Here is a 20,668-nt window from a genome sequence, read left to right as displayed (position 1 = left end):
TGACACGGTCCTTTCAGACGGGCTGTAACGCTGACGCACCGAAGAGCGATCATCCATCCGGGTGGTCGCTCTTCGGCGTTCCGGGGAGCCGCGTGGCGACCGCCTTGCACCGGTGTTCGCGCGGAGTAGGGTGATCTTCGTCGTGTCTCCGGGAGCCCCGGTGCGGGCGGCACGTGACGAGCGGAGCATCCGGTTCGGGCAAGGGGGGCCTTGACGAACCGCACGCAGCGCGCAATTCTCAGGACGCGGCGTCACAAGGATCCGGATCCGAGGCATGGATCGGCGACGAAGAGGGCAGTATCAACGTGCGTTGAGGGCGTGGGCTTGCTGAAGGTGGTTGAGAACAACGAGGGTCTCAAAAACCCGCAGTGGACATCAGTGTGCCGATTGGCTACACTGACCCTTTGCGCTGCCTGTTAGCTGCCCCCTGCCCGTCACCAGGGGCATGCCCCCACTCGAACACTGACGAACAGACCATTCCTGACCTGGCCTTCTGGGCCACAGAAGGAAACGGCTGTCTCTGTGTCCGGGAGAGGGACCGGTACGCGCGTAGTGAGTCCGAGCCCTCGGAAGGACCCCCTCTTGGCCGCCTCGCGCACTGCCTCGACCGCGAATACGAACAACGGCGCCAGCACCGCCCCGCTGCGCATCTCTTTTGCAAAGATCAAGGAGCCCCTCGAGGTTCCGAACCTTCTCGCGCTGCAAACCGAGAGCTTTGACTGGCTGCTCGGCAACGACGCGTGGAAGGCTCGCGTCGAGGCGGCTCTGGAGTCCGGTCAGGACGTCCCCACCAAGTCCGGTCTGGAAGAGATCTTCGAGGAGATCTCTCCGATCGAGGACTTCTCCGGGTCGATGTCGCTGACGTTCCGCGACCACCGTTTCGAGCCGCCGAAGAACAGCATCGACGAGTGCAAGGAGCGCGACTTCACGTACGCGGCTCCGCTCTTCGTGACGGCCGAGTTCACCAACAATGAGACCGGCGAGATCAAGTCCCAGACGGTCTTCATGGGTGACTTCCCGCTCATGACCAACAAGGGCACCTTCGTCATCAACGGCACCGAGCGTGTCGTGGTGTCGCAGCTGGTCCGTTCGCCGGGCGTCTACTTCGACTCCTCGATCGACAAGACGTCCGACAAGGACATCTTCTCCGCCAAGATCATCCCCTCCCGGGGTGCCTGGCTGGAGATGGAGATCGACAAGCGCGACATGGTCGGTGTCCGCATCGACCGCAAGCGCAAGCAGTCCGTGACCGTTCTGCTCAAGGCTCTCGGTTGGACCACCGAGCAGATCCTTGAGGAGTTCGGCGAGTACGAGTCCATGCGCGCCACCCTGGAGAAGGACCACACCCAGGGCCAGGACGACGCGCTGCTCGACATCTACCGCAAGCTGCGTCCGGGCGAGCCCCCCACCCGGGAGGCCGCGCAGACGCTGCTGGAGAACCTCTACTTCAACTCGAAGCGCTACGACCTCGCCAAGGTCGGCCGCTACAAGGTGAACAAGAAGCTCGGCGGGGACGAGCCGCTGGACGCCGGTGTGCTCACCACCGACGACATCATCGCCACCATCAAGTACCTGGTGAAGCTGCACGCCGGTGAGACCGAGACGGTCGGCGAGTCCGGCCGCTCGATCATGGTCGAGACCGACGACATCGACCACTTCGGCAACCGCCGTATCCGCAACGTGGGCGAGCTGATCCAGAACCAGGTCCGTACGGGTCTCGCCCGTATGGAGCGGGTCGTGCGGGAGCGCATGACCACCCAGGACGTCGAGGCGATCACGCCGCAGACCCTGATCAACATCCGGCCGGTCGTCGCCTCCATCAAGGAGTTCTTCGGCACCAGCCAGCTGTCCCAGTTCATGGACCAGAACAACCCGCTGTCGGGCCTGACGCACAAGCGTCGTCTCAACGCGCTCGGCCCGGGTGGTCTCTCCCGTGAGCGGGCCGGCTTCGAGGTCCGTGACGTGCACCCCTCGCACTACGGCCGCATGTGTCCGATCGAGACGCCGGAAGGACCGAACATCGGTCTGATCGGCTCGCTCGCCTCCTACGGGCGGATCAACCCGTTCGGTTTCATCGAGACGCCCTACCGCAAGGTCGTCGAGGGCCAGGTCACCGACGAGGTCGACTACCTGACCGCCGACGAGGAGGACCGCTTCGTCATCGCGCAGGCCAACGCGCCGCTGAACGACGAGTTCCGGTTCGAGGAGGCCCGCGTCCTGGTCCGCCGTCGTGGCGGCGAGGTCGACTACGTCCCCGGTGACGACGTCGACTACATGGACGTCTCCCCGCGCCAGATGGTGTCGGTCGCGACCGCGATGATCCCGTTCCTCGAGCACGACGACGCCAACCGTGCCCTCATGGGCGCGAACATGATGCGGCAGGCCGTGCCGCTCATCAAGTCCGAGGCCCCGCTCGTCGGCACCGGCATGGAGTACCGCTCCGCCGTCGACGCCGGCGACGTGGTCAAGGCCGAGAAGGACGGTGTGGTCCAGGAGGTCTCCGCGGACTACATCACCACCGCCAACGACGACGGCACGTACATCACGTACCGCCTGGCCAAGTTCTCGCGCTCCAACCAGGGCACCTCGGTCAACCAGAAGGTCATCGTCAACGAGGGTGACCGGATCATCGAGGGCCAGGTCCTCGCGGACGGTCCGGCCACCGAGAACGGCGAGATGGCGCTGGGCAAGAACCTGCTCGTGGCGTTCATGCCGTGGGAGGGTCACAACTACGAGGACGCGATCATCCTGTCGCAGCGCCTCGTGCAGGACGACGTCCTCTCCTCGATCCACATCGAGGAGCACGAGGTCGACGCCCGTGACACCAAGCTCGGCCCCGAGGAGATCACCCGGGACATCCCGAACGTCTCCGAGGAGGTCCTCGCCGACCTCGACGAGCGCGGCATCATCCGGATCGGTGCCGAGGTCGTCGCCGGCGACATCCTCGTCGGCAAGGTCACGCCCAAGGGTGAGACCGAGCTGACCCCGGAGGAGCGCCTGCTCCGTGCGATCTTCGGTGAGAAGGCGCGCGAAGTGCGCGACACCTCGCTGAAGGTGCCGCACGGTGAGATCGGCAAGGTCATCGGCGTCCGCGTCTTCGACCGTGAAGAGGGCGACGAGCTGCCGCCGGGCGTGAACCAGCTGGTTCGTGTCTACGTGGCGCAGAAGCGCAAGATCACCGACGGTGACAAGCTCGCCGGCCGTCACGGCAACAAGGGCGTCATCTCCAAGATCCTGCCGATCGAGGACATGCCGTTCCTGGAGGACGGCACCCCGGTCGACATCATCCTCAACCCGCTGGGTGTGCCGTCCCGAATGAACCCGGGACAGGTCCTGGAGATCCACCTCGGCTGGCTCGCCAGCCGCGGCTGGGACGTCTCCGGCCTCGGGGAGGACTGGGCGAAGCGCCTGCAGCTGATCGGTGCCGACCAGGTCGACCCGGGCACGAACGTCGCGACCCCGGTCTTCGACGGTGCCCGCGAGGACGAGCTGGCGGGTCTGCTCCAGCACACCATCCCGAACCGCGACGGCGACCGCCTGGTGCAGCCGACCGGTAAGGCGAGGATGTTCGACGGCCGCTCCGGCGAGCCGTTCCCGGAGCCGATCTCGGTCGGCTACATGTACATCCTCAAGCTCCACCACCTGGTCGACGACAAGCTGCACGCGCGGTCGACCGGTCCGTACTCGATGATCACCCAGCAGCCGCTGGGTGGTAAGGCCCAGTTCGGTGGCCAGCGCTTCGGTGAGATGGAGGTGTGGGCGCTGGAGGCTTATGGCGCCGCGTACGCCCTCCAGGAGCTGCTGACCATCAAGTCCGACGACGTCACCGGCCGCGTGAAGGTCTACGAGGCCATCGTCAAGGGCGAGAACATCCCTGAGCCCGGCATCCCCGAGTCCTTCAAGGTGCTCATCAAGGAGATGCAGTCCCTGTGCCTCAACGTGGAGGTGCTGTCCTCGGACGGCATGTCCATCGAGATGCGCGACACCGACGAGGACGTCTTCCGCGCTGCGGAAGAGCTCGGCATCGACCTGTCCCGGCGCGAGCCGAGCAGCGTCGAAGAGGTCTGACGGGAGTCCGGCGGGGCCTCTCCAGCAGAGGCCCCGCCGACCCCGCGACCCCCGTTTCAGACCACAGACTTACAACCCTGAGAGGGATTGACGCATAGTGCTCGACGTCAACTTCTTCGACGAGCTCCGGATCGGTCTGGCCACCGCTGACGACATCCGTCAGTGGAGCCACGGCGAGGTCAAGAAGCCCGAGACGATCAACTACCGCACGCTCAAGCCCGAGAAGGACGGACTCTTCTGCGAGAAGATCTTCGGTCCGACCCGGGACTGGGAGTGCTACTGCGGCAAGTACAAGCGCGTCCGCTTCAAGGGCATCATCTGCGAGCGCTGTGGCGTCGAGGTCACGCGCGCCAAGGTGCGCCGTGAGCGGATGGGCCACATCGAACTGGCCGCCCCCGTCACGCACATCTGGTACTTCAAGGGCGTTCCGTCGCGGCTGGGCTACCTGCTCGACCTCGCCCCGAAGGACCTGGAGAAGGTCATCTACTTCGCGGCGTACATGATCACGTACGTCGACGACGAGCGCCGCACCCGCGACCTGCCCTCCCTGGAGGCGCACGTCTCCGTCGAGCGGCAGCAGATCGAGAACCGCCGGGACGCCGACCTGGAGGCCCGCGCCAAGAAGCTCGAGACCGACCTGGCCGAGCTGGAGGCCGAGGGCGCCAAGGCCGACGTACGCCGGAAGGTCCGTGAGGGCGCCGAGCGGGAGATGAAGCAGCTGCGTGACCGTGCGCAGCGCGAGATCGACCGTCTCGACGAGGTGTGGACCCGGTTCAAGAACCTCAAGGTCCAGGACCTCGAAGGGGACGAGCTGCTCTACCGCGAGCTGCGCGACCGCTTCGGCACCTACTTCGACGGGTCGATGGGTGCCGCGGCGCTGCAGAAGCGCCTGGAGTCCTTCGACCTCGACGAGGAGGCCGAGCGTCTCCGCGAGATCATCCGTACCGGCAAGGGCCAGAAGAAGACCCGTGCGCTGAAGCGGCTGAAGGTCGTGTCTGCCTTCCTGCAGACCTCCAACAGCCCCAAGGGCATGGTCCTCGACTGCGTCCCGGTCATCCCGCCGGACCTTCGCCCGATGGTGCAGCTGGACGGTGGCCGCTTCGCGACCTCCGACCTGAACGACCTGTACCGCCGTGTGATCAACCGCAACAACCGCCTGAAGCGGCTTCTCGACCTCGGCGCGCCCGAGATCATCGTGAACAACGAGAAGCGCATGCTCCAGGAGGCCGTCGACGCGCTCTTCGACAACGGCCGTCGCGGCCGCCCGGTCACGGGTCCCGGCAACCGTCCGCTGAAGTCGCTGTCCGACATGCTCAAGGGCAAGCAGGGCCGCTTCCGTCAGAACCTGCTCGGCAAGCGTGTGGACTACTCCGCGCGTTCCGTGATCGTCGTCGGTCCGCAGCTGAAGCTGCACCAGTGCGGTCTGCCGAAGGCGATGGCGCTGGAGCTCTTCAAGCCGTTCGTGATGAAGCGCCTGGTGGACCTGAACCACGCGCAGAACATCAAGAGCGCCAAGCGGATGGTCGAGCGCGGCCGCACGGTCGTGTACGACGTCCTGGAAGAGGTCATCGCGGAGCACCCGGTTCTGCTGAACCGCGCGCCCACGCTGCACCGCCTCGGCATCCAGGCCTTCGAGCCGCAGCTGGTCGAGGGCAAGGCCATCCAGATCCACCCGCTCGTCTGCACCGCGTTCAACGCGGACTTCGACGGTGACCAGATGGCCGTCCACCTGCCGCTCTCCGCGGAGGCGCAGGCCGAGGCCCGCATTCTGATGCTGTCCTCGAACAACATCCTCAAGCCGGCCGACGGCCGTCCGGTGACGATGCCGACCCAGGACATGGTCCTCGGTCTGTTCTTCCTCACCACCGACGGCGAGATGCGGAACGTGAAGGGCGAGGACCGCTCCTTCTCCTCCGTGGCCGAGGCGATCATGGCGTTCGACGCCGGCGAGCTCTCGCTCCAGTCGCGCGTGGACATCCGCTTCCCGGTGGGCACCATCCCGCCGCGCGGCTGGACCCCGCCGGCGCAGGAGGAGGGCGAGCCGGAGTGGCAGCAGGGTGACAGCTTCCGGCTGAAGACCACGCTGGGCCGCGCGCTCTTCAACGAGCTGCTGCCCGAGGACTACCCGTTCGTCGACTACGAGGTCGGCAAGAAGCAGCTCTCCGAGATCGTCAACGACCTCGCCGAGCGGTACCCGAAGGTCATCGTGGCGGCGACGCTCGACAACCTGAAGGCGTCCGGCTTCTACTGGGCGACCCGTTCCGGCGTCACCGTGGCCATCTCCGACGTCGTCGTTCCCGAGGCGAAGAAGGAGATCGTCAAGGGTTACGAGGCGCAGGACGAGAAGGTCCAGAAGCAGTACGAGCGCGGTCTGATCACCAAGGACGAGCGCACGCAGGAACTCATCGCGATCTGGACCAAGGCGACCAACGAGGTCGCCGAGGCCATGAACGAGAACTTCCCGAAGACCAACCCGATCTTCATGATGGTGAACTCGGGCGCACGAGGCAACATGATGCAGATGCGTCAGATCGCCGGTATGCGTGGTCTGGTGTCGAACGCGAAGAACGAGACGATCCCGCGTCCGATCAAGGCGTCGTTCCGTGAGGGCCTGTCCGTGCTGGAGTACTTCATCTCCACGCACGGTGCCCGTAAGGGTCTGGCGGACACCGCCCTGCGTACCGCCGACTCGGGTTACCTGACCCGTCGTCTGGTGGACGTCTCGCAGGACGTCATCATCCGCGAGGAGGACTGCGGCACCGAGCGCGGTCTGAAGCTGCGGATCGCCTCGCGCGGCGCCGACGGTGTGCTGCGCAAGACGGACGACGTCGAGACCAGCGTCTACGCCCGCATGCTCGCCGAGGACGTCGTCATCGACGGCAAGGTGATCGCGCCGGCCAACGTGGACCTGGGCGACGTGCTCATCGACCAGCTCGTGCACCACGGGGTCGAGGAGGTCAAGACGCGTTCGATCCTGACCTGCGAGTCCCACGTCGGTACCTGCGCGATGTGCTACGGCCGCTCGCTGGCCACCGGCAAGCTGGTCGACATCGGTGAGGCGGTCGGCATCATCGCCGCCCAGTCCATCGGTGAGCCCGGTACCCAGCTGACGATGCGTACCTTCCACACCGGTGGTGTGGCCGGTGACGACATCACCCAGGGTCTGCCGCGTGTCGTCGAGCTCTTCGAGGCCCGTACCCCGAAGGGTGTCGCCCCGATCTCCGAGGCCTCCGGCCGCGTGCGGATCGAGGAGACCGAGAAGACCAAGAAGATCGTCATCACGCCGGACGACGGCAGCGACGAGACGGCGTTCCCGATCTCGAAGCGCGCCCGGCTCCTGGTCAGCGAGGGCGAGCACGTCGAGGTGGGCCAGAAGCTCACCGTGGGTGCCACCAACCCGCACGACGTGCTGCGCATCCTGGGTCAGCGTGCCGTCCAGGTCCACCTGGTCGGCGAGGTCCAGAAGGTCTACAACTCGCAGGGTGTGTCGATCCACGACAAGCACATCGAGATCATCATCCGGCAGATGCTCCGCCGGGTGACGATCATCGAGTCCGGCGACGCCGAGCTGCTGCCCGGCGAGCTGGTCGAGCGCTCGAAGTTCGAGCAGGAGAACCGTCGTGTGGTCCAGGAGGGCGGTCACCCGGCCTCCGGTCGTCCGCAGCTCATGGGTATCACCAAGGCCTCGCTGGCCACGGAGTCCTGGCTGTCGGCGGCGTCCTTCCAGGAGACGACCAGGGTGCTGACGGACGCGGCGATCAACGCCAAGTCCGACTCCCTGATCGGCCTCAAGGAGAACGTCATCATCGGCAAGCTCATCCCGGCCGGTACGGGTCTGTCCCGCTACCGCAACATCCGGGTGGAGCCGACCGAGGAGGCCAAGGCCGCGATGTACTCGGCCGTCGGTTACGACGACATCGACTACTCGCCGTTCGGTACGGGCTCCGGTCAGGCCGTGCCGCTGGAGGACTACGACTACGGTCCGTACAACCAGTAGGGCGTAGGCGTGTGACGTGCGGGAGGGCGGTCATCTGCGGATGGCCGCCCTTCGGCGTCAGGCGTGGCGCGACCCGCTCGGGGACGGGGTGGTGCGGCCCGCCCGGGCGCGGCGTTCCGCGGCCCGCTCAGGCCCCGGGAGGGCGGGAATCGGCCACCGCGGCCGGTTCGCGTCCGTCACCGATGGCGGGTGGTGGCGCATCATGGAGGGACTCGGGGGTTCGGGAGGTGTTCCGTGACGAATCCTGCATGGCGGCCCTGGCAGCCGGGGCAGGGACTTCCGCAGCCCTGGCAGGGCGCCGGCGGTCCGGCGATGCTCGCCTCGCACGCCGACCGGGAGCGGGCCGTGGACGTGCTCAGAGCCGGGTTCGGTGAGGGGCGGCTGGAGAAGGCGGAGTTCGACCAGCGGGTCGCCCGGGTCTACGCGGCCCGTACGGTGGGTGAGCTGGCGCTGCTGGTCGCCGACCTGCCCACGGGGCCCGTACCGCAGCCTGCTGCCGTCGTAGGGGTGCCGCAGACGTTCCTGCCCGTGCCGCGGCCGCGGACGAACGGGAAGGCCGTGGCAGCCGCCGTGTGCGGGCTGCTGTGCGTGCCGACCTTCGGGCTCACCGGGCTGCCGGCGGTCGTCCTCGGGCATGTGGCGCGTTCGGAGATCCAGCGCACCGGGGAGGGCGGGGACGGGCTCGCCATCACCGGGCTGGTCCTCGGCTGGCTGTCCACCGCAGGGTGGGCGCTCATGATCACGCTGATGGTTCTGGTGGGGCTCATGACCGGGTGACGGGGTTTCCCGGACAGTGGTTCGGTGGGTGGACCGGGGGTCTTCGGGGCGGGGCCGGCGGTGCGGGGAGCGGACCCCGGTGTGGACCCGGCCGCGGAATTGAAGATCGTCGCGGTGCGGGGGCTTGACATGTTCTGCCTGGTGAGCCGGGTGCGGCCCATTTGTTTTGACCGCAGCGAATGAGCTAGGTACGCTCAGACCTTGTGCCTGGGGTGTGCCCTGGCTCTCGTGCGTGCCTTCACACCGCATAGCGAGCCGTCACTGGCCACCGTAATCTGCGCCCTTCCCGCCTCGCGGTGGGAGTCTGCCGGATTCGACACACCCGACCGCGTGGGTCGGCGACGTTCCAGGTTAGCTTCACCATTCGGCACACAGAAACCGGAGAAGTAGTGCCTACGATCCAGCAGCTGGTCCGGAAGGGCCGGCAGGACAAGGTCGAGAAGAACAAGACGCCCGCACTCGAGGGTTCTCCTCAGCGTCGCGGCGTCTGCACGCGCGTGTTCACGACCACCCCGAAGAAGCCGAACTCGGCCCTGCGTAAGGTCGCGCGTGTGCGTCTGACCAGCGGGATCGAGGTCACCGCTTACATTCCGGGTGAGGGACACAACCTGCAGGAGCACTCCATCGTGCTCGTGCGTGGTGGCCGTGTGAAGGACCTGCCGGGTGTTCGCTACAAGATCATCCGCGGCTCCCTTGACACCCAGGGTGTGAAGAACCGCAAGCAGGCCCGCAGCCGCTACGGCGCCAAGAAGGAGAAGTAAGAATGCCTCGTAAGGGCCCCGCCCCGAAGCGCCCGGTCATCATCGACCCGGTCTACGGTTCTCCTCTTGTCACGTCGCTCATCAACAAGGTGCTGCTGAACGGCAAGCGCTCCACCGCCGAGCGCATCGTCTACGGCGCCATGGAGGGCCTGCGCGAGAAGACCGGCAACGACCCGGTCATCACGCTGAAGCGCGCTCTGGAGAACATCAAGCCGACCCTCGAAGTCAAGTCCCGCCGTGTCGGTGGCGCCACCTACCAGGTGCCGGTCGAGGTCAAGCCCGGCCGCGCCAGCACCCTGGCGCTGCGCTGGCTGGTCGGTTACTCCCGCGCCCGTCGCGAGAAGACCATGACCGAGCGTCTGCTCAACGAGCTTCTCGACGCCTCCAACGGCCTCGGTGCCGCTGTGAAGAAGCGCGAGGACACCCACAAGATGGCCGAGTCCAACAAGGCCTTCGCGCACTACCGCTGGTAGTCGTAACCCACATCGAGACCGAGAGAAGACTGAAGCCTTATGGCTACCACTTCACTTGACCTGGCCAAGGTCCGCAACATCGGGATCATGGCCCACATCGACGCGGGCAAGACGACCACCACCGAGCGGATCCTCTTCTACACCGGCGTCAGCTACAAGATCGGTGAGGTCCACGACGGCGCTGCCACCATGGACTGGATGGAGCAGGAGCAGGAGCGTGGCATCACGATCACCTCTGCTGCCACCACCTGTCACTGGCCGCTCGAGGACAACGACTACACGATCAACATCATCGACACCCCGGGTCACGTCGACTTCACGGTCGAGGTGGAGCGCTCGCTGCGCGTCCTCGACGGTGCCGTCACGGTGTTCGACGGTGTCGCCGGTGTCGAGCCGCAGTCCGAGACGGTGTGGCGTCAGGCCGACCGTTACGGCGTGCCGCGCATCTGCTTCGTGAACAAGCTGGACCGTACCGGCGCCGAGTTCCACCGCTGCGTGGACATGATCAAGGACCGGCTCGGTGCCGTGCCGATCGTCATGCAGCTGCCCATCGGTGCCGAGATGGACTTCAAGGGCGTTGTGGACCTGGTCCGCATGAAGGCGCTCGTGTGGTCCGCCGAGGCGGCGAAGGGCGAGATGTACGACGTCGTCGACATCCCCGCCACGCATGCCGAGGCTGCCGAGGAGTACCGCGGCCGGCTGGTCGAGACCGTCGCGGAGAACGACGACGAGATCATGGAGCTGTTCCTGGAGGGCCAGGAGCCCACCGAGGAGCAGCTGTACGCCGCGATCCGTCGTATCACCATCGCGTCCGGCAAGTCCGACGGCATCACGGTCACCCCGGTGTTCTGCGGTACCGCGTTCAAGAACAAGGGCGTCCAGCCCCTGCTCGACGCGGTCGTGCGCTACCTGCCGACCCCGCTCGACGTCGAGGCCATCGAGGGCCACGACGTCAAGGACCCCGAGGTCGTCGTCAAGCGCAAGCCGTCCGACGAGGAGCCGCTGTCCGCCCTCGCCTTCAAGATCATGAGCGACCCGCACCTGGGCAAGCTCACCTTCGTCCGGATCTACTCCGGCCGTCTGGAGTCCGGCACCGCGGTGCTGAACTCGGTCAAGGGCAAGAAGGAGCGCATCGGCAAGATCTACCGCATGCACGCGAACAAGCGTGAGGAGATCGAATCGGTGGGCGCCGGCGACATCGTCGCCGTCATGGGCCTCAAGCAGACCACCACCGGTGAGACGCTGAGCGACGACAAGAACCCGGTCATCCTGGAGTCCATGGACTTCCCGGCGCCGGTCATCCAGGTCGCCATCGAGCCCAAGTCCAAGGGCGACCAGGAGAAGCTGGGTGTCGCCATCCAGCGCCTGGCCGAGGAGGACCCGTCCTTCCAGGTCCACTCGGACGAGGAGACCGGCCAGACCATCATCGGCGGTATGGGCGAGCTGCACCTCGAGGTGCTGGTCGACCGTATGCGCCGTGAGTTCAAGGTCGAGGCCAACGTCGGTAAGCCGCAGGTCGCGTACCGTGAGACGATCCGCAAGACCGTCGAGCGCGTGGACTACACCCACAAGAAGCAGACCGGTGGTACCGGTCAGTTCGCCAAGGTGCAGATCGCGATCGAGCCGATCGAGGGCGGCGACGCCTCCTACGAGTTCGTGAACAAGGTCACCGGTGGCCGTATCCCGAAGGAGTACATCCCTTCGGTGGACGCCGGTGCGCAGGAGGCCATGCAGTTCGGCATCCTCGCCGGCTACGAGATGACGGGCGTCCGCGTGACGCTGCTCGACGGTGCCTACCACGAGGTCGACTCCTCCGAGCTCGCCTTCAAGATCGCCGGTTCGCAGGCGTTCAAGGAGGCCGCGCGCAAGGCCAGCCCCGTGCTGCTCGAGCCGATGATGGCCGTCGAGGTCACCACGCCCGAGGACTACATGGGTGAGGTCATCGGCGACATCAACTCCCGCCGTGGCCAGATCCAGGCCATGGAGGAGCGGGCCGGTGCCCGTGTCGTGAAGGGCCTCGTGCCTCTTTCGGAGATGTTCGGCTACGTCGGAGACCTCCGCAGCAAGACGTCGGGTCGCGCAAGCTACTCGATGCAGTTCGACTCCTACGCCGAGGTTCCGCGGAACGTCGCCGAGGAGATCATCGCGAAGGCCAAGGGCGAGTAACGCACCGCGTTCACACGCCGTAGGCTTGACTCCGGAGCCTCGCGGGGCATTCCGCCGCAACAGCGGAGGGAACGCCCCGGGGATCCGGGCCATCCAGCAAAGATCACCTGGCGCCGATGAAGTAAGGCGTACCAGAACCACTCCCAGGAGGACCCCAGTGGCGAAGGCGAAGTTCGAGCGGACTAAGCCGCACGTCAACATCGGCACCATCGGTCACATCGACCACGGTAAGACGACCCTCACGGCCGCCATTACCAAGGTGCTGCACGACGCGTACCCGGACCTGAACGAGGCCTCGGCCTTCGACCAGATCGACAAGGCTCCTGAGGAGCGCCAGCGCGGTATCACCATCTCGATCGCGCACGTCGAGTACCAGACGGAGACGCGTCACTACGCCCACGTCGACTGCCCCGGTCACGCGGACTACATCAAGAACATGATCACGGGTGCGGCGCAGATGGACGGCGCCATCCTCGTTGTCGCCGCCACGGACGGCCCGATGCCGCAGACCAAGGAGCACGTGCTCCTGGCCCGCCAGGTCGGCGTTCCGTACATCGTCGTCGCCCTGAACAAGGCCGACATGGTGGACGACGAGGAGATCCTGGAGCTCGTCGAGCTCGAGGTCCGTGAGCTGCTCTCCGAGTACGAGTTCCCGGGCGACGACCTGCCGGTCGTCAAGGTCTCGGCGCTCAAGGCGCTCGAAGGCGACAAGGAGTGGGGCCAGTCGGTCCTGGACCTGATGGCCGCCGTCGACGAGGCGATCCCGACCCCCGAGCGTGACGTCGACAAGCCGTTCCTCATGCCCGTCGAGGACGTCTTCACGATCACCGGTCGCGGTACGGTCGTCACCGGCCGTATCGAGCGTGGTGTGCTGAAGGTCAACGAGACCGTTGACATCATCGGCATCAAGCAGGACAAGACCACCACCACGGTCACCGGCATCGAGATGTTCCGCAAGCTGCTCGACGAGGGCCAGGCCGGTGAGAACGTCGGTCTGCTGCTCCGCGGCATCAAGCGCGAGGACGTCGAGCGCGGCCAGGTCATCATCAAGCCGGGCTCGGTCACCCCGCACACCGAGTTCGAGGCGCAGGCCTACATCCTGTCCAAGGACGAGGGTGGCCGCCACACGCCGTTCTTCAACAACTACCGTCCGCAGTTCTACTTCCGTACGACGGACGTGACCGGCGTCGTGACCCTCCCCGAGGGCACCGAGATGGTCATGCCGGGTGACAACACCGAGATGAAGGTGGAGCTCATCCAGCCCGTCGCCATGGAAGAGGGCCTGAAGTTCGCCATCCGTGAGGGTGGCCGGACGGTCGGCGCCGGCCAGGTCACCAAGATCAACAAGTAAGCTTGTCGGTCTGACCTGGTAGCTCCAGCGTGAGCTGAGCTCCTGAAGGGGCCCGTACGACTTCGGTCGTACGGGCCTTTTCCGTTGGGCCCCGTCCGGGCGTGGCGGGGATGCTGAGGCGGGGGTTGGACACGTCGTTCGCTCGGGTGCGCAATGCGGGGGCGGGTTGACGCGCGGGTGTGCTGATCCGCGGGCGTGCTGACGCGCGGTGTGCTGATCCGCGGGCGGGTTGAGGCGTACGCGGGTCGACCCGTCGCGCTCGGGTCGCGCGACGGGCGGGTGGACCTGGTGGGTCCACCCGCCCGTCACTTCGGTGCGCTCAGCCGTTCAGCCGCTCAGCCGCTCAGCTCCGCAACTGTTCAGCAGTGGAAGAAGACGCTCTGCCAGCCGAAGGGTGCCCTGCTCTCCTGGCTGCCGCGGAAGGTGTAGTGCACCACTCCCTGGCAGTCGCGTTGGTTGTACATCGCGGCCGTCTGGCCGGTGTAGGTGAACCGGTAGGCCGCCTTGTGGCCCGGGTCGATGTTGTTGCAGCCGCAGGCGAAGACCTCCTTGGCGCTGCCGGTGTTCTGCGGCCCCGACCAGCTGAGGAAGCTGCTCGCGAAGGCCGTGCCGGTGCCGAGGACGAGGGCTCCGGCCAGCATGGTGGCGCTTACGGCGGTACGAAGGGCTTGTCGCGTACGCATGGGACTCCTGTTCGGTGACGTGCGTTTGTTCGTGAGGGATCGGGTGTCGGGCGAGGGGGTGGGTCGCCTGCGGGTGGAGGCCCGGGTGGGGGCGTGCCGGAGGCGGGCGCGTGGGCCGAGGTGGGGCCCGCCGGCGGAAGCAGTCGGCCGGTGCCCGGTGCACGGGACCTGATGCCAGGGGAGTCACGGGCTTCACGGGCGGCCCGCGCGGCGGCCGTGCCCCGGCGCCGTCCACGCCGGCCCCACACCGTCCGCCAGGTGCTCCCGGCGGTGCGTCACCTCCCCACCGCCCCCGGGCCCGCCTCCGCCGCCGACGGCACTCCGGCGCCCGCCCGTGGCGCGCCCGGGGCCGGCTCGGCCCACCATGTGGTTTCCTTGCGGGCCCCCGCCCAGCCGAAGCTGAAGTGCGCGTGGTCGGTGTGCGGGCTCGCACCGGTGTACGGGGTCCAGCCGGCGTCCGCGTCGTGCGCGTGCCAGATCCGCCGGTCCCAGATGATGTGCATGATCCCGAACCGGCGGGCCAGGGCGTGGCGGTTGCTGTGCCGGTCGGTGGCCAGCAGCCAGTCGGTCAGGCCGGCGGCGACCCGGCCCTGGGTGTGGGCGTCCACGCCCCAGTCCCAGGCCCGGCCCTCCTTGTGCTCACTGACCCCGGGCCTGCCGCACGCCCTGCCGATGCCGAGGCTGCGGGTGCTCGGGTAGGCGCCGAGCACCAGGTCGCGGAAGGCCAGGAGGCCCGGCTTGGCGGCGGGGTCGCAGCCCCGCTGTTCCTCGTACGGGGCGTAGGGGTCGATGTGGGGACCGAAGTCCGGTGCGGTGGGGGGCATGCGGTGGCTTCCTCGGCTCGCGTCGGGCCGCCGGCGACGGTGCCGCCGGCCTCTCGGGATCCACCGTCCCGGTCCGCGCTCTCACCCCGGTCACGCCTCGGTCACCACGCCGCCGGGCAGGCCGTCCGGCCGGCCGTCGGCCGCTCGGCGGATGGTCAGGTGACCGCCCGCCGACGGGCCTCGTGCGCGATACCGACCGCCAGCGTGATGCCGTCCGCGGCGGTCGCGCCCCGCTCCCACGCCTCGGTGTACGCCTCGGCCGCCAAGTGCTCCCGTACGAGACTCGCGGTACGGGCATGGAGTGTGGCGAAGGGCCGGAGCCCGGTGATGCCGGCCCCCGTGACCTGGCGGTGGCGGTGGGCCGCCCCCAGGACGACGGTGGCCCGGTCATGGTGCCCGAGGGCGCCGAGCGTCCAGGCGAGGGTCTCCAGACTCCACGCGGGACCCCAGTTGTCGTCGACGGCGCGCTGGCGCACGAGCGTGTCGCAGAGCGGCAGGAGCGCACGGGACGGCTCCCCGTGCAACAGCTCGGTGAGAGCGGTGCCCCACTGGGCCCAGGTCTGCGCCCACTCGGCGCCGGTCGCCTCCGCCTCGGCGGCGTAGGTGGCGCACGCGGCGCGGGCCTCGGTGCGGTCCCCGAGGAAAGCGGCGGCCATGGCCCAGAACATCGTGGCCATGTGCGCGTCACCGGTGTGACCCGCTTCGATGAACTCCTCCCGCGACCGGGCGAGTTGAGGGATGCAGGCAGGGTCGCCGGACACCAGGAGCGCGTACACGCCCTCGACGTAGAGGACGGGCACGGCCTTCGGGGACGCCGATGTCGCGTGACACTCGTCGAGGAAGAGGCGGGCCGCCGGGTGGTCTCCCTGGACCATCGCGACGAACGCCTTCATGGCCGCCACCATGACCGTCGGCTCGCCGGGAGCCGGGTCGAGCAGCGCGGACAGGCTCTCGATCCAGTGCCGGGCCTCGCCCAGAGTGCTGCCGAAGAACCAGCAGCGCGTCCGTGTCAGGTCCACGGCGATGGCGGCGCCGGTGAGGGCCCGGCCGGGGTGGGTGCGGCAGAAGTCGAGCGCGGAACGCAGGTTGGGCAGTTCCCGGCGCAGCCGCTCCAGCCAGCCGATCTCGTCGGGCCCGCACCACTCGGCGGCGGCGCGGGCGGCGAGGGCCTGGTAGTAGTCGCTGTGCCGGATCCGCGGTCCGCTCGCGTCGCCCTCCGCCCGCAGACGGTCCGTACCGTACTGGCGGATGGTCTCCAGCAGCCGGTACCGCGTGCTGCCGCCGGGCCGGCCGGCCGCCCCGGCCGGTTCGACCGCCACCACGGACTTGTGGACGAGACCGTCGATGAGGTCCAGCACGTCGTCCCGCGCGATGCCCTCGCCCGCGCACACGGCCTCGGCGGCCCCCAGGTCGAAGCCGCCGACGAAGACCGACAGCCGGGCCCACAGCAGCTGTTCCCCGGGCGTGCACAGGCTGTGGCTCCAGTCCATGACGCCGCGCAGCGTGTGCCGGTAGCGGCCGGCGGTGAGCGCGGCCGTCGGCCCCGGACCGGACCCGGCCGCGGCCACCGCCGCCGCCGGGCGGGGACCGGCCAGGAGACGGAAGCGGTCCTCCAGCCGCTCCAGGACCTCCGCCACGGTCAGTGCGCCCAGCCGCACGGCGGCCAGTTCGATGGCCAGCGGGATGCCGTCCAGGCGCCGGCACAGCTCGGCGGCCGACGTGTCGTGCCGCCCGCCCGTCGGCAGCGCGGCCGCACAGGCCGCCGCCCGGTCGTGCAGGAGCCGTACGGCTTCGCACGGGGTGCCGTCCGGCCCGGCCCGGAGAGTCAGGCAGGGCACCAGCAGGAGGTGTTCTCCCGGTACGCCGAGCCGCTCGCGGCTGGTGGCGAGCACCCGGAGCTCCGGCGCGGCCCGCAGCAGCCGCAGCACCAGCGCGGCGACGGGGTCCACCAGGTGCTCGCAGTTGTCGAGGACGAGCAGCAGGCGCCGGTGGCGCAGATGGGCGGCCACCGCGTCGGTCGCGGACCGCGTGGACTGGTCGCGCAGCCCCAGCGACTCGGCGACCGCCCGTTCCACCAGCGCCGGGTCGGTGACCGCCGCGAGGTCCACGAGCCACACCCCGTCGGGGAAGGCGGACAGCGACCTCCGGGCGGTGCGCAGCGCGAGCCGGGTCTTGCCGACCCCGCCCACGCCGGTCAGGGTGACCAGCCGGGACAGCCCCAACAGCCGCTGTGCCTCGGCCAGTTCGCGCTCCCGTCCGACGAAGGACGTCGTCTCGGCCGGCAGGTTCCCGCGCCCGCCTGCGCCGGCGCCTGCGCCTGCGTCGGCGCCTGCGTCTGCGCCCGGGCTCGGTCCCGGCCCCGGTGTCCGGGGCACGGGTGCGGCGAGGTCCGGTGCCGCCGTGAGCATGCGCTGGTGCAGGGACCTGAGTTCGCCGCCCGGATCGATGCCCAGCTCCTCGGCGAGCAGCTTGCTGATCTCGCGGAAGCACTCCAGCGCCTCGCCCTGCCGGCCGCACTGGTAGAGCGCCAGCATCCGCTGCGCCCACAAACGCTCCCGCAAGGGGTGCAGCCCGGTCAGCCGGCGCAGCTCCGGCAGCGCGTCCTCGGGCCGCCGGCACCGGATCACCGCGTCGGCCCAGGCCTCCTGTGCGGCCAGCCGTTGCTCGCACAGGGCGGCGGCGACGTCCGTGAACCGCTCCGGCGGCAGGTCGGCCAGCGGCTCGCCCCGCCACAACCCGAGGGCGTCCTCCAGCGACCCCGCCGCCCGCTCCGGCCGGTCCTCGGCGAGCGCGGCCCGGCCCGCCCGGGCGCGGCGAACCGGTGCGCGTCCAGACCGCCCGGACCGCCCACGGTCCTCGTGTCCAGCACATACCCGCGGCGATCGGTCCGCACGACGTCCGCGCCCAGAGCCCGGCGCAACCGAAGCACGTAGTTCTGTACGGCGTTGCGCGCACCCCGCGGCGGATTCTCCCCCCACAGCCGCCCCGCCAGGGTGTCGACGGATACCACGCGGCCGGCCTCGACGAGCAGCGCCGCCAGCACCGTGCGCGGCTGCGCGGCACCGAGGTCCACCCGCAGACCGTCCCGCGTGACGACAAGCGGTCCCAGAATCCCGAACTCGTACTGTGCGGCCATCGCACGATGCTAGGACGGTCGGTGACGGAGCCGCTACAGCGCGTGATGGCCGACGGGGGCGCGCGGGGCCGCGTGCGGGGGAGCCTGTCGGGCGGTCGGGCTCAACGGGGCCATGCCGGCTGGCGGGGCGACGGCCGCGGGCATCGGGGGCTGGTCAGGCAGGCCGCGGCACGCCGGCTTCAGCGCGCGCCTCAGTGCTCGCCTCAGTGCTCGCGTTCCCACGTCCGCAGGACCGCCAGCGCGTACCCCACCCGTACGTCCAGGCCCTGCGGCTCGAAGCGGTAGACGTCACTGATGCCGCGGTAGTCCAGGACCGTGCCGGTGCCCGGCGTGTGCCAGCGGGTTCGCGTCGGGTGCCTGAACGTGTAGTCGTCCGCGGTGCCGTCGAAGAAGGAGTAGAGCATCGCGCAGAGGGCGAAGAGGAACCAGACGGGGGCGGTCAGGACGTAGACGAGCCAGGAGTACCAGGTGCCGACCTTGCCGGTGACCGGGTGCGGCGCGTCGCCGAGCTGTGCGGACCACCGGACGCGGCGGGGCCAGGGCAGGAGGCGGGCGGGGCGGCGGGTGATGCGGGCCAGGGGCGCGCCGTCGGCCGTGTGGACGTCGTAGGCGTCCGGGGCGACCGGGCGGACGGAGCACATCGGTGTGCCGTCCGGACCGCCGTGGAGCCAGAAGGGCAGGGGTGCCTCACGGCTCCACCGCTGTGCGGATCGGGGTGAGAGGACCCGCGCGAGCGGAACGTCGTCGGAACGGCTGCCCGGCAGCCGGATCGTCGCTGCCATGTCGGTGTCGGGCGGCAGACCCGTCGACGGCGGGCCGGGCACCGGAACGGGGTTGTTCGCGGAGACCAGGAACGCGTATCGGGAGGGGAGGGGGTGCTGGTTCATTCCTGGTCATCCCAACGGGTTGACGTCCGCCACGCGGTCCATGAACGCGCCGGCCGACTCGCGTGCGCTGTCGATCCCTTCCTGGATCTTCTCGGATCCGTACCGGATGTCCTCGGTGGCGTGCCGCACGCCTTCCTTGTACAGGTTCTTCGCGCCCATGGCCGCCTCGTAGCCGCGGGCCGTCCAGGAGCGGGGGTCGATGTACCTGCCGACCGTCTCGCCGGCGTTGTCGACGATGGGCCGGACCGAGTCCGCGAGCGCGGGAATGCGTCCCAGCGGGGAGTTCTCGATCAGGTTCGGCATCAGCTTCTGGAAGGCCATGTCCGTCACTCCCGCACCGGCCCGGTACAGGTTGTAGTCACCGAACTCCTTGGCCACGGCCACCTTGAAGCGGTCCGCCAGGGTGTCCGCGGTGACGTGGATCGCGTGCGCCTTGGAACCGAGGGCACCGATGTTGCGCATCGCCCATTCCTCGGCGTCGTCGCCCAGCTTCGCGGTGCCACCGACCTGCTCGACGATGTCCCCCGCCCGCTTCCAGGAGTCCGCGGCCTTCACACCGAAGTCCAGGACGTTCATCGGGATCTTGACGCCTTTGAGGGCGCCCTTGCCGACCTTGCCCAGACGCAGGAGGTCACCGAAGGGGACGAAACCGACGATGTCCAGGCCGATGTCCAGCCAGCTGCCCTTCTTCGCCCCGGCCGCCCAGCCGACGGCGTGGAAGGCGAGGGCGCCGGCGTTGAGCACCATGCCGATGGCCTCGAAGACGACGGCACCGATGATGGTCTCGGAGAAGACGACCGCGAGGACGTCGCACACGGCACTGGCGTAGCCGAGCCAGTCCCCGATCTTGTAGATCGTGTCCGCGTGTTCCTTGACCCAGTTCCAGATGTCGTTCGCGAGGTTCCTGATCTCCTCGCCGAGACCCTTGACCGCGTCCAGGAACCGATCGAGCAGGCCGGGCTCGTCCGGCGCTGCGTCGGCGGCCCTGCGGATCGCACGGGCGGCCTCGCGCGCGGCCTCCGTGTGGTCGCTCAGCAGGGCTTGTGCCTTCTTGACGATGGCGTCCAGGGCGGCGTCCGCCTCGTTCACCCGCCTCGTCGCGTGGTCGAGACGCTGCTGCGCCTTCTGCAGGGCCGCGTCGGTGTCGAAGGTCTGGCCCGCGAGCCGGAGGTCCGGGTTGTCGCGCGCCTCCCGCACCGTCCGCCGGGCTGCCTCCGCCTCCTGCTCGTAGCGGCGCGCCAGCGCCTGGAAGTCCGTCAGGCGGGACTGCCAGGTGTGCAGGGCGTGGGCGGCGTCGACCAGCGAACCGTGCCCGTCCGCGAGGTACTTCGGCAGCGCGCCGGCCTTCTCGGCGAAGGCGGACGCCGCTTCGCCCACCCACGCCCCGTCCGCCTTCCCCAGCCGGCTCAGCGTGTCGTGTGCGTCGTCGAGCTGCTTGCCCACCCCGCTGAGCGCGGTGACCAGGTGGTGCACCGAAGCCGGCACGCCCGGCGCGGGGTCGAAGCCGAGAGCGTCGTACGTCTGTGTGCTCATGGAAAGGGGTCC

Annotated in this window: 12 protein-coding genes and 1 pseudogene; 7 read left to right on the top strand and 6 right to left on the bottom strand. The window is 68.8% G+C overall.

The annotated features are described in order from the left end of the window. Positions 1-582: 582 nt before the first annotated feature. The 7 genes from rpoB (at position 583) to tuf (ending at position 13,593) form a co-directional block, all read left to right on the top strand. Positions 583-4,068: a DNA-directed RNA polymerase subunit beta gene (gene rpoB / locus ACWD0J_RS21415; RefSeq protein ID WP_451497387.1), complete on the top strand. Its 3,486-nt coding sequence runs from the start codon at positions 583-585 to the stop codon at positions 4,066-4,068. Between the two features lie 97 nt (positions 4,069-4,165). After that, positions 4,166-8,065 carry a DNA-directed RNA polymerase subunit beta' gene (locus tag ACWD0J_RS21410; RefSeq protein WP_451497386.1) on the top strand — a complete coding sequence of 1,300 codons (3,900 nt, stop codon included), beginning with the start codon at positions 4,166-4,168 and terminating at the stop codon, positions 8,063-8,065. A gap of 234 nt (positions 8,066-8,299) precedes the next feature. After that, positions 8,300-8,842 carry a DUF1707 and DUF4190 domain-containing protein gene (locus ACWD0J_RS21405; protein WP_451497385.1) on the top strand — a complete coding sequence of 181 codons (543 nt, stop codon included), beginning with the start codon at positions 8,300-8,302 and terminating at the stop codon, positions 8,840-8,842. A gap of 389 nt (positions 8,843-9,231) precedes the next feature. After that, positions 9,232-9,603: a 30S ribosomal protein S12 gene (rpsL, locus tag ACWD0J_RS21400; protein WP_003948652.1), complete on the top strand. Its 372-nt coding sequence runs from the start codon at positions 9,232-9,234 to the stop codon at positions 9,601-9,603. Between the two features lie 2 nt (positions 9,604-9,605). Then, complete coding sequence (rpsG, locus tag ACWD0J_RS21395; protein WP_030345396.1) at positions 9,606-10,076, top strand: 30S ribosomal protein S7; 471 nt, start codon at positions 9,606-9,608, stop codon at positions 10,074-10,076. 39 nt (positions 10,077-10,115) lie between these two features. Continuing rightward, positions 10,116-12,242, top strand: a complete 2,127-nt coding sequence (gene fusA / locus ACWD0J_RS21390) for an elongation factor G (RefSeq protein WP_451497384.1) — start codon at positions 10,116-10,118, stop codon at positions 12,240-12,242. A gap of 157 nt (positions 12,243-12,399) precedes the next feature. Beyond that, positions 12,400-13,593: an elongation factor Tu gene (tuf, locus tag ACWD0J_RS21385; RefSeq protein ID WP_217237702.1), complete on the top strand. Its 1,194-nt coding sequence runs from the start codon at positions 12,400-12,402 to the stop codon at positions 13,591-13,593. Positions 13,594-13,952: 359 nt separating this feature from the next. Here the strand turns inward: tuf and ACWD0J_RS21380 are convergent, their stop codons facing one another. The 6 genes and pseudogenes from ACWD0J_RS21380 to ACWD0J_RS21355 form a co-directional block, all read right to left on the bottom strand. Continuing rightward, on the bottom strand, positions 13,953-14,276 hold the full coding sequence (locus ACWD0J_RS21380; protein ID WP_451497383.1) for a MiAMP1 family antimicrobial peptide: 324 nt from the start codon (positions 14,274-14,276) through the stop codon (positions 13,953-13,955). Between the two features lie 275 nt (positions 14,277-14,551). Next, positions 14,552-15,100 carry a hypothetical protein gene (locus ACWD0J_RS21375; RefSeq protein WP_451497382.1) on the bottom strand — a complete coding sequence of 183 codons (549 nt, stop codon included), beginning with the start codon at positions 15,098-15,100 and terminating at the stop codon, positions 14,552-14,554. Between the two features lie 155 nt (positions 15,101-15,255). Next, a complete protein-coding gene (locus tag ACWD0J_RS21370) occupies positions 15,256-18,078 on the bottom strand; it encodes an ATP-binding protein (protein ID WP_451497381.1) in 2,823 nt (940 codons plus the stop codon). After that, positions 17,979-18,236, bottom strand: a pseudogene (locus ACWD0J_RS21365) (AfsR/SARP family transcriptional regulator); the annotation flags it as partial. The gene ACWD0J_RS21370 and the pseudogene ACWD0J_RS21365, both read right to left, overlap by 100 nt. Positions 18,237-18,439: 203 nt before the next feature. Next, complete coding sequence (locus ACWD0J_RS21360; RefSeq protein WP_451497380.1) at positions 18,440-19,123, bottom strand: hypothetical protein; 684 nt, start codon at positions 19,121-19,123, stop codon at positions 18,440-18,442. Positions 19,124-19,129: 6 nt separating this feature from the next. Further along, positions 19,130-20,656, bottom strand: coding sequence for a putative T7SS-secreted protein (locus ACWD0J_RS21355; protein WP_451497379.1), 1,527 nt, complete (start codon positions 20,654-20,656; stop codon positions 19,130-19,132). Between the last annotated feature and the right edge of the window lie 12 nt (positions 20,657-20,668).

Source organism: Streptomyces sp. NPDC003011 (genome assembly GCF_053591515.1).
Note: the sequence above shows the minus strand (reverse complement) of the source record. Positions and strands in the feature narration are given on the sequence as shown.